Here is a 12874-nt window from a genome sequence, read left to right as displayed (position 1 = left end):
GCCCGAAAGGGGACGTACAGTACCCCTCGGGGTATTTTGCGAGGAGTGGACGTGGACCTGGAACTCGAGGGCGCCGACCTGAAGGCCGTACTGAATCGGCTGCGTCGGGCGCAGGGCCAGATCTCCGGGGTGATCCGGATGATCGAGGAAGGCCGGGACTGCGAAGAGGTCGTGACACAACTCGCCGCCGCCTCGCGCGCGCTGGACCGCGCCGGTTTCGCGATCATCGCGACCGGCCTGCAGAAGTGTGTGGCGGACATCGAGGCCGGGCGGACGAACGGCGCCGACGCCACGCAGATGCGCGCCCGGATGGAGAAGCTCTTCCTGTCGCTGGCCTGAGCCCGGGCGGCGCGCGCACTGCCGCGCCGACCGCCCGTGACACGGTCACGGGTCACGGGTCACGCGATCGTGCCGTCCTCGCCACGCTGGTCCACCACGGGCAGTCCGGCCCGCACCCAGTCCCGCATCCCGCCGACGACGTCGACGGCGGCGGCGCCGCGGGCGGTGAGCAGCGCGGCGGCCTTCCGGGAGCGCTGGCCGGAGCGGCAGATGACCACCAGCGGGCGGTCACCCGTCTCGGGCGGCAGGGGCGCGCCCGCGGTGAGCGCGGACAGCGGCAGGTGCGTCGCTCCGGGGGCGTGGCCGGAGCGCCACTCGTGCCCTTCCCGCACGTCCAGGAGCACGGACCCGCCCGGCGCCGCGGGCGCGCCGCCGCGGCCGGCCGGTGTGTGACCGGTGCGCTCGGCGGCCTCGCGCGCGGTGACCCTGCCGGGGCCCCGACGGAACAGGCGCATCGGCACGTGCCTTCCCCCTTCTCCCATGCCTTCCGGCCCGGCACTGTACCCCCAGGGGTATTCTGATGCAGCGGGCCGCCCCCTGGGAAGGCCGCCCCGTGAGACATTTCGGCCGTCCCGCGGAGGCCGGGGGGTCACCTCCCGCCGGAGCGGACCACGGCGACGGGACGGTGGGCGTGGTGCAGGACGGCCTGGCTGACCGATCCCAGCAGCAGGCCCGCGAAGCCGCCCCGGCCACGGGCACCGACCACGACGAGCCGGGCATCGGCGCTCGCGTCGACCAGGGTGGCGCGGATCCGGCCCCGGACCAGCCGGCGGTGCACGGTGACCTCCGGGTACCGCTCCTGGTGGCCGGAGACCGCCTCGGCCAGGACGCGCTCCTCCTCCGCGCGCAGGCGTTCCTCGTCGTACGTCACGAAGGGCGGGTCGCCGGGCCCGTCGTAGGCCCGCTCGGTCCAAGTGTTCCAGACGTGCAGGGCCACCAGCTCGGCACCGTGCAGGGACGCCTCGGCGAAGGCGAACTCCACGGCGCCCTCGGCCGCCGGGGAGCCGTCGACCGCCAGCAGGACGGGACCCGTGGCGTCCGGCAGGCCCCGCACCACGAGGACCGGGCAGTGGCCGTGAGCGGCCAGGTGCACGGCGGTGGAGCCGAGCAGCAGGCTGCCGAAGGCGTTCAGGCCGCGGCTGCCGACCACCGCGAGCGAGGCCGTGCGCGACTCCAGTTCCAGGACCATCAGCGGCTCGCCGACGGTCACCTCCCGCGTCAGCTCCACCCCCGGCGCCGCCCGGCGGGCCCGCTCCTCGGCGGCGCCGAGCGTGCCGTCCACCAGGGCGCGCACCCCCGCCCCGGCCCGGTTCCAGGGCGTGCCGCCCGGCGGCACATGGAGCGACGGCCAGCCGAAGGCGTGGACCACGCGCAGCGCCACACCGCGCAGCGCGGCCTCCCGCGCCGCCACCTCCACCGCGTCCAGGCTCGACGGCGAACCGTCCACGCCGACCACCACCGGGTCCGCCATGACGGCACCTCCTTCCCGCCCAGCGTCCGTCAACGCGCGGGGGCCCGCACGGGGAGCGGGCGCTCTCCGCCACGGTCGACGGGATGCGGCCCGGGATGCCCTTCACAGGGGCCGGACGGGGACCCGGCGCGTGCCATCCGGCCCTGGCTCCGGCCCGCGGGCCGCCGGGACCCTGGAGGAGAGACCGCCGCGAGGCCCCGCACCAGAACGCCGGGCCGCCCGGTCCCCGCCGCTGCCCACAGGAGGTGCGCGCCATGACCGGACCCGTCGCCGCCGCAGCCGACGGCGTTGCCGCGCGGGTGACGGCCGTCCCCCGTGCCCGGGCCGGACGGCGGCTCCGATGAGAACCGCCCGGCGCCGCACCGAGCCGGAGCAGCAGGTCCCCCGCCCCGCCTCGGTGCCGACCCCGTCCTCCTGGCTCGAACCGGTCCTCCTGGCCGTCACGACCGCGGCCCTGGCGGCCGGCGGCGTCTTCTGGCTGCTCGGCCAGGGCAGCCGGGCCGACCTGTGCTGGGCGCTCGGCACGATCGCCGCAGTCGGACCCGCCGTGGGGTGGGTGCTGGGAGCGCTGCGGCAGGGCCGCGCCGGAGTGGACCTCATCGCCGTACTGGCGCTCGGCGGCACCCTCGCGGTCGGCGAGTACCTGGCCGGTGCCCTGATCGCCCTGATGCTCGCCACCGGCCGCGCCCTGGAGGCCGCGGCCCAGCAGCGGGCCTCCCACGACCTGCGGGCCCTGCTCGAGCACGCGCCGCGCACCGCCCGGCGGCGCACCGACGGCGAGGTCCGCACGGTGCCCCTCGCCGAGGTCGCGGTCGGCGACCTCCTCGTCGTCGGCCCCGGAGAGGTCGTCCCGGTCGACGGCCTGGTGGTGGGCGCCACCGCGGTGCTCGACGAGTCGGTGCTCACCGGGGAGTCCGCGCCCGTGGAGCGGGTGCACGGCCAGACGGTGCGCAGCGGCGTGGTCAACGCGGGCAGCGCCTTCGAGCTGCGCGCCACGGCGACCGAGCAGGACAGCACGTACGCCGAGATCGTACGGCTCGCCCAGCAGGCGGGCGCCGAGTCGGCGCCCGTGGTGCGGCTGGCCGACCGCTACGCGGCCTGGTTCCTGCCGCTGTCCGTGGCGACCGCCGGCCTGGCCTGGCTGCTCAGCGGCTCCGCGGTGCGGGCGGTCGCGGTGCTCGTGGTCGCCACGCCCTGCCCGCTGCTGCTCGCCGCGCCGGTGGCCATCGTCTCCGGACTGTCCCGGGCGTCCCGCCTCGGCGTGGTGGTCCGCGACGGCGGCGCCCTGGAGAACCTCGGCCGGGCCCGGACCCTGCTGCTCGACAAGACCGGCACGCTCACCGGTGGCCGCCCGCGCGTGCTCGACGTTTCCGCGGCGCCCGGCTGGAAGCCCGCCGACGTGCTGCGCCTGGCGGCGACGGTCGACCAGTACTCGCCCCACGTCCTGGCGCACGCCGTCGTCGACGCGGCCCGGGAGCGCGGGCTGGAGCCGGCCGAGGTGACGGACGTGGCGGAGGAGCCCGGCCGGGGGGCCCGCGGAGTCGTCGAGGGCCGGCGGGCCACCGTGGGCCGTCTGGAACCCGGCGTCCAGCCTCCGGCGTGGGCCCGGAGCGTCGAGAACCGGGCGCTGCTCGACGGCGCCGCCGTCGCCTGGCTCACCATGGACGGCGTGCCCGTGGGCGCCGTCCTCCTGCGCGACCCGATCCGCCCCGACGCGCCCCGGACCCTGCGCCGTCTGCGGACCGCGGGCATGGAGCGGATCGTGATGCTCACCGGCGACCGGACCGAGCCCGCCCGCGAGGTCGCCGCCGTCCTCGGTCTGGACGACGTACGCGCCGAACTCGCCCCGGCCGGCAAGGTGGCCGCCGTCCGCGCCGAGCGGGAGCGCGCGGTCACGGTGATGGTGGGCGACGGCGTGAACGACGCGCCCGCCCTGGCCGCGGCGACCGTGGGGGTGGCGATGGGAGCACGCGGTTCCACCGCCTCCTCCGAGGCCGCCGACGTCGTCCTGACCACGGACCGGGTGGACCCGCTGGCCGACGCCGTCGCCATCGCCGTCCGCGCCCGGCGCATCGCCGTGCAGAGCGCCCTCGGCGGCATGGTGATGTCCCTGGCGGCGATGGCCGCGGCGGCCGTGGGACTCCTGCCGCCCGCCGTGGGCGCCCTGCTGCAGGAGGGCATCGACGTGGCCGTCATCCTCAACGCGCTGCGGGCCCTGCGGGTCGACCAGGCGAGCCGGCCCACCCTGGAACCCGCGACGGAGGCCCTGATCCGGCGCTTCGCCGCCGAACACGACGACCTGCAGGACGTCCTGGAGGCCGTACGCGGCGCCGCGGCGCACCTCGCCGACGGCGGCGGCGCGCAGGCGCTCGCCTCGGTCCGCGAGGTGCACCGGCTGCTCACCGAGCGGCTGCTGCCCCACGAGTACGCCGAGGAGCACCAGTTGTACCCGGCGCTGATGCCCACCCTCGGCGGGCCCGAGGCGACGGCCACCATGAGCCGCGCCCACGCGGAGATCGAACGGCTGGCCCGGCGCATCGCCACCCATCTCACGCTCGCGGACGCGGACGGCGGGCTCGCACCGGAGCAGCTGGAGGACCTGCGGGCCTGCCTGTACGGCCTGCACACCGTGCTCCGGCTGCACTTCACCCAGGAGGAGGAGAACTACTTCTCCCTCGCTCCCTGAGAGGTGGGTGGCGTCCGGCCGGTTCGGCCGGGGTGACACCCGGTCAACTCCCGCCGCGGTACCGCCTGTCGGATCCGCCACAGGTCCCTCGCGGGGGGTGGGCCGGTCGGTCGGCACTGCCGCCGGACGGCCCGGCGGCAGTGCCGACCGGTCCCTGGAGGGCCGCCTCGCCCCGCGCTTTGCTGGAGGTGTCGGAGGAGGATGCGATGAACAGCGTGACTTCGGCTCCGCGCGCTCGCGGGCGGCGTCCATGGGTGTGCACCGCGGCGCTGACGCTGCCGCTTGTCGTCGTCGGCGCGTGCGGTACGGGCACGGGCCCCGCCGGGCAGGACGGCGGCCGGGCGGCCGGCTCGGCCACCGGGACGCCGGGAGGGACCTCCGGGGGGACCTCGACGGACCCGTCGGGGAGCGCCTCCGGAGCGCCCGGACCGTCCGTCGGCGGCGCCCCCGGAAGCACGGGCCCCGGAACCGGAACAGGGAAGGGAACCGCCCGGCCCCCGGCCGGCGGTGGGTCGGCGAGCGGGGCCCGCGGCGTCCGCACCGGCGTGTACTTCCTGCACGGCGAGCAGGTCTCGCCCGCCCCGCGCACCGTGACCGCCCCGGCCACCGCCGCCGGTGCCGTCCGGGCCCTGCTGGCCGGCCCCGGCCGGTACGAACGGGCACACGGCCGCACCACGGCCATCCCGTCCGGGACCGTGCTGCGCTCCGTCGTGATCCGCGACCGCGTCGCCACCGTCGACCTGTCCGGCCGGTACGACGACGGCGGCGGCAGCCTGTCCCTGCGGGCACGGCTCGCGCAGGTCGTCTTCACGGTGACCCGCTTCCCCGGCGTGCGGAAGGTGGGGTTCGCGCTCGACGGCACGCCGGTCAGGCACTTCGGCGGGAAGGGCGTCGTGCTCAACGGGCCCGTGGGCCGGACCGACTTCGAGGATCTCGCCCCGGCCGTCCTGGTGGAGTCGCCGATGATCGGCGACACCGTCGGAAGTCCGCTCCGGGTGCGTGGCAGCGCCGACACCTTCGAGGCCGTCTTCCGCCTTAGGGTCACCGACGCCACCGGCCGTACCGCCGCCGACGTCATGGTGCGCGCCACGTCGGGCACCGGCACCCGCGGCACCTTCGACGTGACGTTCCCCTACAAGGCCGCCCACACCGGACCCGGCCTGCTGAGGGCGTACTTCCTCTCGCCCGTGGACGGCAGGCCGGTGACGGTCGACACCGTGCCGCTGACCGTGCGGCGCTGACCGCCGGAGCCGTGGCGGAGCCGTCCTTGCGGTGCCGCCACGGCTCCGGCGCCTCGCTAGCGCAGCACCTCCGTGAGCGGGCGCCGGGGCAGCGGCCGGGCGCCGGGCGCGTAGCCGAGGCGGAGGATCATCTGCGGGAACTCGCCCGCGCTGAGCGTCTGCCGCACCTGCTCGCGCAGCCAGGGAAGTTCGAGGGGCTGGGTGTGGAAGGCCGCCATGACGTCCCGGGCGGCCGCGAAGAGCATGATCCGTTCGAGTGCCTGACCGGCTCTCAGCCAGGCCGACCGGTCGTCCCGGTCCGTGCCCAGGACGGCGACCAGCCCGGTGCGGGCGGGCCACCTGCGGGGCGGGGTGGGGAACATGCGCGTGAGGCCCGCGTAGTCCCGTCCCGCGGGGCCGCCGCTGCCGGGTGTCTCGGCGCCGCTGTCGCTGCCGGTGGGCCGGCCGCCGCTGTCGCCCTCGGGGGGCCGGACGCCGGCGCCGCTGCCGGGGGGCCCGCCGGTCGCGGCGGCCGGCATCCCCTCGCGCCGCGGGTGCCCCAGGCGCCAGGTCCACAGCGCCTGTTCGGGGTGGTGCGCGGGGTCGGTGCGGTGCACGTCCTGGCCGGCCCGCACCAGCTCGGCCAGGTGCCGCCGGCTCGTGCTGTCGTCGACGAGGTGCAGCCCGGCGCTCTCTCCGTGGGCCTGCACGCTCAGCGCGTCGACCAGGTGGGAGGGCAGCGGGTCGGTGAGGAACGGCCCGGGCACGGTGTGGCGCCGGCGCAGTGCGGCGTACATGCCCTGCTCCTCGGAGGTGGCCTCGGCGTAGGCCCCCCAGGTGACCCGGGCCAGGAAGGCGGGGTCCCGGGGGTCGGGGAAGGGCTGAACGACCGGCTTGAAGCCCAGGTGCCGCATGGCGAGCCGGACGTTGAACAGCGCCGCGCCGCAGCTGATCACCATCTCCCGGCCGAAGGGGTCGGTGAGCAGCAGCCGCCGGTCGACGTCGGCGTGCAGCTCGATGGCCCGGTCCCCGTCCGCCACGAAGAGCCAGGGCTGGGTGTCGTGGACCGAGGGTGCGGTGACGGCCGCGCGGACGAGGTACGTGCTGGCGTGGCTGGGGCGTGCGCTGGCGACGGACATGAGCGAGCCGCCCTTCTGGTGCGTCCTCCTTTCATGGTCGGCCCGCGCCGGGCCCGGTGGCATGGGCCGCTCGACCCCCTCCCGGGCCGAGGGGCCTCTCGGCCCGGGGCCCCGGCGCGGTCCGGAGGGGCCGTTCGGCTCTGGTGCCGCCGGGTGCGGGGGCGCAGGGTGAGGAGCAGGGAGCGAAGCTCGTACGGGAGTGATCATCATGGAAGCCAAGCAGTGGACCGTGCAGATCTTCATCACCGAGGACGGCGACGACACGCACGCGCGAGCCGTGCTCACCACCCGCGACACCGCGGCCCTCACCGGGCGCGGGGCGGCGCGGCGCAATCCGATCGACCGGCCGATCCCCGAGATCGGCGACGAACTGGCGGTCAGCAGGGCTCTGGAGGACCTCTCCCTCCGGCTGCACGACGTGGCCGCCGACGACATCGTGGAGCTGGCCGGACCCGTGGACGCGGGCCCCGTGCAGGCATGACGGTCCCCGCCGGTCCGGGCGGGAAGCGCACTCGTGCACCTGGGCACAGGACGGCACGTCACCCTGTGAGGTGACGTGCCGTCCTGTGCCCGCGCCGCGCGCCGGGGCCGTCAGTCGTGCGGCACCAGCGCGACCGGGCGGGTGACGTGGTGGATCATGGCGTGGGCGACCGGGCCGGTGTGCGAGCCGACCGCGGCGTGCCTCCTGCGCCGGCCCACGACCAGCAGCCCCGCCCCGGCGACGGCCCGTACGAGCACGTGGGCCGGGCGTCCCTCGAGGAGGGTCTCCTCGACGAACACGGACGGGAACTTCCGGCGCCACGGCTCGACCAGGGCGGTGAGCTCCCGCTCCGCCTCCTGCCGGATCCGGGCCCGGTGCCCGGCGTCCGGGAGGCCCTCGGTGAGCGGGACGTGCCAGGCGTGCACGACGCGCAGCGGTGCCCGGCGCAGCTCGGCGGCGCGGAAGGCGAACTCCAGGACGTCGTCGCACGGTACGCCGACGTCGACGGCGACCGCGACGTCCCGCGGGGAGGTGCGCGCCGAGGGCTTGCCGGTGCCGTCGGGCAGGTGTTCGGACTCCGCGGTCTCCTCGGCGCGGACCAGGACGACCGGCCGGTCGGCGTGCGCCGCGGTGGACATCGCGACCGACCCCGCGACGAAGCCGCCGACCGAGCCGAGTCCCTGACTGCCGAGGACCAGCAGCTCGGCGTGCTCCGCCTCGTCGAGGAGCGCGGGACCGGGCTGCTTGCGCACCTGCTCGGCCGCGATGGAGAGCTGCGGGTACAGCTCGCTCAGCCGGTCGGCGGCGGCGCGCAGCACCCGGTGTGCCTGGAACTGCGGCACCCGCACCTCGGGCAGGCCCGCGGCGGCGTCCCGGTCGGGCAGTCCCTCCCAGGCGTGCACCAGCCGGAGCGGCAGTCCCCGGCGCAGCGCCTCCCTGGCCGCCCAGTGGGCCGCGGCGAGGCTCTCGCGGGAACCGTCCAGACCGGCCACGACCGGCTTCGGCATGACGGTCACCTCCCATGGTCCCTTTGGCGGCACGGGGTCCGGCGGGCGCCCGCCGCGGCCCGTGCGGATGCGGCTCAGAAGTGCGGTACGACGGCGACGGGGCAGCCGACGTGGTGGATCGCGGCGTGGGTGACCGGGCCGGTGCGCGGGCCCACGGGCCGCTCGACGAGGCGGTGGCCGACGACCAGGAGCCCGGCTCCGGTGGCCGCCCGCATGAGGGCGCCGGCCGGCCGGTCCTCCACCACGGTCTGCCGGACCTCCACGTCCGGGTACTTCTCCCGCCACACCTGCAGGACGGCGGTGAGGAACCCCAGCCACTCCTCGGCCTGCTGCGGGTCGCTCATCAGACCGACGTCGCCGGGGCCGAGGGCGATGGGGCTGGGCGCCTGCCATGCGTACAGGGCCCTGAGCGGCGCGCGGCGCAGCCGGGCCTGCTCGAAGGCGAACTCCACGACCTCGTCGCAGGGGTCGCCGACGTCGACGCCGAGCACCACGTCCCGGTATCCGGTGCTGACGGAGGCGCTGCCGTCGTCCGCCGGAAGGTGTTCGTCCGCCGCCTCCTCCCCGGCCCGTACGAGGACGACGGGGCGTACCGACCTGGCCACCACGCCGAGGGCCACCGAGCCCACGACGAATCCGGTGAAGCCGCTCAGCCCGCGGGAGCCGAGCACCAGCAGCTCGGCCTGCTCGGCCGCCTTCAGCAGGGCCGCGGTGGCCGGACCCTCGGCCTGCTCGGCGTACACGTGCGGCGGGCCGGGGCGGGCCCGGTGGACCTGCCGTTCGGCCTCGCGCAGGACGCGGGCCGCCAGATGCCGCTGGGCCGCGTCGGCGGTCGCCCCCTCCCCCTCGCGGGGGTGCCAGCTGCGGGCGTGGAACAGCAGCAGCGGCCGGTCGCGCCGCACGGCCTCGCGGGCCGCCCATTCCGCGGCGGACAGGCTCTCCGCGGAACCGTCGACTCCGGCGACAACGGGCGGAAGCATGACGCCCACCTCCTGAGCTCAGGTCAACTCCCGGTGTCAGCGTCCCGCCGATCCCGCCGGGCGGGCAGGGGCTGTCAGGTCCCCGCCGGGGCCCGACCGGCCCCTCCCGGTCGCCTCTCATTCCGGGAGCACCAGGTGGGAGGTCTCCCCCGGCTGGACGCAGACGTCGCGGTCGGCCAGCCGGACCTCGATCGGCGAGCGGTCCGACGGGGGCACGGCGATCTCCATGCCGCCGTGCTCCATCCGCAGCCGTACGCCCCAGTGGCCCTGGTAGCGGATGGCGAAACCGTAGGACGACAGTTCGGGCAGCGGCACCGGGTCGAGCCACAGGGCGCCCTCGCGGGTCTCCAGTCCGGTCAGCCCCCGCTGGACGAGGTCGAGCGTGCCGGCCATGGCGCCGAGGTGGATTCCCTCGCCGGTGGTGCCGCCCTGCACGTCGGCGATGTCGGCGCGCAGCGCCTCCTGGCAGTAGGCCCACGCGCCGGAGCGCCGGACCCGGCTGAGGATCCAGCCGTGCACCAGGCCGCTGAGGGTGGAGCCGTGGCTGGTGCGGCCGAGGTAGTAGTCGACGGTGTGCAGCCAGACGTCGTCGTCGACGCGGTAGCCCAGCCGGGCGAGGACGGAACGGAGTTCGCAGGGGGAGAACAGGTAGCCGAGCATGAGCACGTCGGCCTGTTTGGAGGCCTTGTAGCGGTTGACGCTGTCGCCCTCCGCCTCCAGGATCCGGTCCAGGCGGCGGATGTCGTCGTAACGCTTGCGGTAGTCGTCCCAGTCGAGTTCGGCGAGGTCGCCGTAGCCCTCGAACTGGCTGACGACGCCGTCGTGGAAGGGGACGTACAGGGTGCGGGAGACGTCCTCCCACTGCTCCAGCTCGCCGCCGTCCAGGCCGATGCGCTCGACCAGCTCGCGCCGGCGCGGTTCGGGCAGGATCCGCATCGTCTCCAGCGCGCGGGTGAGCACCCAGGCGGCGGTGACGTTGGTGTAGGCGTTGTCGTCGAGGCCGGGCCGGACGGCGCCCGGATAGGCGTCGTGGTACTCGTCGGGGCCCATCACGCCCAGGATCCGGTGCCGTCGCATGCCGTCGTCCCAGGTGGCCGAGTCCGCCCAGAAGCGGGCGATCTGCAGCAGCATCTCGGCGCCCTTGGTGTGCAGGAACTCCGCGTCCCCGCTGGCCTCGCAGTACTGCCACACGTTGTACGCCACCGCCGAGCCGACGTGGTGCTGGAGCCGCGAGTTGTCCGGCAGCCAGCGCCCGGAGCGGGGGTTGAGGTGCAGCCGCTGCGTCTCCTCCCGTCCGTCGCTGCCGCTCTGCCACGGGTACATCGCGCCGCGCCGGCCGAGCGCGCGCGCCGCCGAGCAGGCCGCCTCCAGGCGCCGGTGGCGGTAGCGCAGCAGTGCGCGGGAGACCTCGGGGAAGTGCAGGTTCAGGTACGGCAGCACGAACAGCTCGTCCCAGAACACATGGCCGCGGTAGGCCTCTCCGTGCAGGCCCCGGGCGGGCACGCCCACGTCGAGGTCGGCGGTGTGCGGGGAGAGGGTCTGCAGGACGTGGAAGAGGTGCAGGCGCAGGATGCGGCCGGGTTCCCCGGGGACGTCGAGGCCGGCGCGGCGCCACATCAGGTCCCAGGCGGTGAGGTGGGCCTCCAGCAGCTCCTCGAAGCCCGCGGCCGCGGCCACCCGGTCGATCGCGGCGCGCAGCGGGTCGCTGATGGCGGGGTCGCGCGAGGTGTGCACGGCGACGGTCTTGTCGACGGTGACCGTGCGTCCGGGCGTCAGGCGCAGCGTCACGTCCTGCAGGGCCCGCGGGGGCTCGTGCCGGGTCGCGACGGGCGCGACGGCGGTGAGGCGGGTGGCCATGGCGATGCGGATGTCGGAGGTGCGGGTCCGGCACCGCAGCCACACGGTGCCGGGGGCGGACGTACCGGTGTGCACATGGGTCAGGTGGCGGCCCTCCAGGTCCCGGTAGCGCCGCACGCCGGCGTTGACGACGCCGCCGTCGAGGGCCGCCTCGACGTCGAGGCCGACGTCCTCCGTGCCGCCCTCGAGCGTGAACTCGGTGCGCAGCGCCGCCAGATGGGCGTCGGCCAGGCACACCAGGCGCTGCTGGCGCACGGACAGCGCCCGGCCCCCGTCGAGCGCGAACCGGGTCCGCCGCTCCAGCAGCCCCGACTCCAGGTGCAGCACCTGCCGGTGCTCCAGCACCGCTGCCGTGTCCGGGGTGAGCCAGAAGCCGCCGGCGGTCCGGAAGCGCAGCGGCAGCCAGTTGGGCAGGTTGACCAGGTCCTCGTTCTCGACGCGGCGGCCCGCGACGTGCGAGGTGAGGCGGTTGTAGCAGCCGGCCACGTAGGTGCCCGGATAGTGCACGTCGTCCGCGGCGCACTCGGGGAGCGCCCCGCGGGTGGCGAAGTAGCCGTTGCCGAGCGCGCACAGCGACTCCCTGAGCCGCTCCTGAGCGGGGCGGTAGCCGTCGTACTCCCAGGTCCGGCCCGTCACTGCGGTGGCCCCCCTTCGGGCAGGGCGGGTGCGCGGGTCACACCCGTTGCGGCACGACCGCCACGGGGCACAGCGCGTGGTGCAGCAGCGTGTGGCTCACCCGGCCGAGCTGGAGGCCGAAGTGGCCCACCCGGCGCCGGGCTCCGACGATCACGAGGTCGGCGGCGGCCGAGCGGTCCACCAGGACCCGGCGGGCCGGACCCTCGACCGTGGCGCGGCGCACCCGGACCGCCGGGTGGTCGGCCATCGGCTCGCGCAGCAGTTCGTCGAGCAGGGCCAGGGCCCGCTCCTCGTGGACGCGCGCCGGTTCCTCGGCCGCCCGGTCGGACGCCTCCTGCGCGGGGCAGCGCCAGGCGCGGACGACGTCGAGGACGCCGCCGCGGGCCTCGGCCTCGCGGAAGGCGAACCGTACGGCCTCGGTGGCCGTGTCGGGGTCTCCCAGGCCGAGCAGAATCCGCTCGTGGGTGCCGGCCAGGCCGGCCGGGTCGCCGCGGACCACGATCACCGGGCAGTGTGCCCGGCCCGCGACGGCCAGGCTCACCGAGCCGAGGAGCAGCCCCTTCAGCTCGCCGCGGCCGCGGGAGCCGGTCACCAGGGCGGAGGCGTTGTTGGCCTCGCGCAGCAGGGCGGAGACGGCTTCCTCGGGGACGATCTCGGTGGACACCTTCACGTCCGCGTCGCGCCGCTGGGCCCGCTCCGCCGCGGAGGCGACGATGTGCTCGGCCATGACCTGCTCGGAGGGCCGGTCCCGGCTGCCCGTCGGGTAGGTGCCTTCGTAGCGTTCCCAGAGGGAGGCGTACACCAGCCGCAGCGGCAGACCGTGCCGGGCGGCCTCGTCCACCGCCCAGTCGATCGCCGTCAGACTCGGATCCGATCCGTCGACGCCGACGACCAAGGGCAGATCCATCGTGCCCACCGCCTTTCGTCGGGCTGCCACGCACTGCGGCAAAAATCCCACTGTCGACCGTCGCATCCGCCCCCGTCGGCCACGAGGGGCGGTTCGGCCCCTTCCCGGGACGTTCGGCCCATGCCGTCGCGCACCCCGGCGGGACCACGCT

General features: G+C 76.0%; 11 protein-coding genes. 4 read left to right on the top strand and 7 right to left on the bottom strand.

Annotated elements, in window-relative coordinates; genetic code table 11:
• Positions 1-51: 51 nt before the first annotated feature.
• Positions 52-339 carry a metal-sensitive transcriptional regulator gene (locus tag ACF1A5_RS04635; protein WP_392191354.1) on the top strand — a complete coding sequence of 96 codons (288 nt, stop codon included), beginning with the start codon at positions 52-54 and terminating at the stop codon, positions 337-339.
• Between the two features lie 59 nt (positions 340-398).
• Here the strand turns inward: ACF1A5_RS04635 and ACF1A5_RS04630 are convergent, their stop codons facing one another.
• Entirely contained in the window at positions 399-794 is a 396-nt protein-coding gene (locus ACF1A5_RS04630; RefSeq protein WP_392191353.1) for a rhodanese-like domain-containing protein, read from the bottom strand.
• 134 nt (positions 795-928) lie between these two features.
• Positions 929-1810 carry a universal stress protein gene (locus ACF1A5_RS04625; protein WP_392191352.1) on the bottom strand — a complete coding sequence of 294 codons (882 nt, stop codon included), beginning with the start codon at positions 1808-1810 and terminating at the stop codon, positions 929-931.
• Between the two features lie 340 nt (positions 1811-2150).
• On the opposite strand from ACF1A5_RS04625, the gene ACF1A5_RS04620 reads away from it, so the two are divergent.
• Together ACF1A5_RS04620 and ACF1A5_RS04615 are read left to right on the top strand one after the other, a co-directional pair.
• Positions 2151-4496 (top strand): heavy metal translocating P-type ATPase, encoded by a 2346-nt coding sequence (locus ACF1A5_RS04620; protein ID WP_392191351.1) that lies wholly within the window; start codon positions 2151-2153, stop codon positions 4494-4496.
• A 206-nt stretch (positions 4497-4702) separates the two neighbouring features.
• Positions 4703-5737, top strand: a complete 1035-nt coding sequence (locus tag ACF1A5_RS04615) for a Gmad2 immunoglobulin-like domain-containing protein (protein ID WP_392191350.1) — start codon at positions 4703-4705, stop codon at positions 5735-5737.
• 56 nt (positions 5738-5793) lie between these two features.
• Here ACF1A5_RS04615 and ACF1A5_RS04610 read toward each other — a convergent pair whose 3' ends face one another.
• Entirely contained in the window at positions 5794-6855 is a 1062-nt protein-coding gene (locus ACF1A5_RS04610) for an Acg family FMN-binding oxidoreductase (protein ID WP_392191349.1), read from the bottom strand.
• 208 nt (positions 6856-7063) lie between these two features.
• Here ACF1A5_RS04610 and ACF1A5_RS04605 point away from each other — a divergent pair, with 208 nt between their 5' ends.
• Complete coding sequence (locus ACF1A5_RS04605) at positions 7064-7336, top strand: DUF1876 domain-containing protein (protein WP_392191348.1); 273 nt, start codon at positions 7064-7066, stop codon at positions 7334-7336.
• A 110-nt stretch (positions 7337-7446) separates the two neighbouring features.
• Here ACF1A5_RS04605 and ACF1A5_RS04600 read toward each other — a convergent pair whose 3' ends face one another.
• The 4 genes from ACF1A5_RS04600 to ACF1A5_RS04585 form a co-directional block, all read right to left on the bottom strand.
• Complete coding sequence (locus ACF1A5_RS04600) at positions 7447-8343, bottom strand: universal stress protein (RefSeq protein ID WP_392191347.1); 897 nt, start codon at positions 8341-8343, stop codon at positions 7447-7449.
• Between the two features lie 74 nt (positions 8344-8417).
• Positions 8418-9323 carry a universal stress protein gene (locus tag ACF1A5_RS04595; protein WP_392191346.1) on the bottom strand — a complete coding sequence of 302 codons (906 nt, stop codon included), beginning with the start codon at positions 9321-9323 and terminating at the stop codon, positions 8418-8420.
• Positions 9324-9440: 117 nt separating this feature from the next.
• Positions 9441-11816: a glycoside hydrolase family 65 protein gene (locus tag ACF1A5_RS04590; RefSeq protein ID WP_392191345.1), complete on the bottom strand. Its 2376-nt coding sequence runs from the start codon at positions 11814-11816 to the stop codon at positions 9441-9443.
• Between the two features lie 37 nt (positions 11817-11853).
• Positions 11854-12723, bottom strand: coding sequence for a universal stress protein (locus ACF1A5_RS04585; RefSeq protein WP_392191344.1), 870 nt, complete (start codon positions 12721-12723; stop codon positions 11854-11856).
• Positions 12724-12874 lie beyond the last annotated feature (151 nt).

The sequence above is a fragment of the Streptomyces sp. NPDC014864 genome (assembly GCF_043081525.1).
GTDB lineage: Bacteria > Actinomycetota > Actinomycetes > Streptomycetales > Streptomycetaceae > Streptomyces.
This window is presented reverse-complemented; position numbering and strand designations above follow the sequence as displayed.

Bases quoted from the DNA above. Each gene is read 5' to 3' on its own strand.
- ACF1A5_RS04595 (WP_392191346.1), bottom strand. From the start codon at position 9,323: ATGCTTCCGCCCGTTGTCGCCGGAGTCGACGGTTCCGCGGAGAGCCTG.
- ACF1A5_RS04600 (WP_392191347.1), bottom strand. From the start codon at position 8,343: ATGCCGAAGCCGGTCGTGGCCGGTCTGGACGGTTCCCGCGAGAGCCTC.
- ACF1A5_RS04585 (WP_392191344.1), bottom strand. From the start codon at position 12,723: ATGGATCTGCCCTTGGTCGTCGGCGTCGACGGATCGGATCCGAGTCTG.
- ACF1A5_RS04605 (WP_392191348.1), top strand. From the start codon at position 7,064: ATGGAAGCCAAGCAGTGGACCGTGCAGATCTTCATCACCGAGGACGGC.
- ACF1A5_RS04625 (WP_392191352.1), bottom strand. From the start codon at position 1,810: ATGGCGGACCCGGTGGTGGTCGGCGTGGACGGTTCGCCGTCGAGCCTG.
- ACF1A5_RS04620 (WP_392191351.1), top strand. From the start codon at position 2,151: ATGAGAACCGCCCGGCGCCGCACCGAGCCGGAGCAGCAGGTCCCCCGC.
- ACF1A5_RS04615 (WP_392191350.1), top strand. From the start codon at position 4,703: ATGAACAGCGTGACTTCGGCTCCGCGCGCTCGCGGGCGGCGTCCATGG.
- ACF1A5_RS04610 (WP_392191349.1), bottom strand. From the start codon at position 6,855: ATGTCCGTCGCCAGCGCACGCCCCAGCCACGCCAGCACGTACCTCGTC.
- ACF1A5_RS04630 (WP_392191353.1), bottom strand. From the start codon at position 794: ATGCGCCTGTTCCGTCGGGGCCCCGGCAGGGTCACCGCGCGCGAGGCC.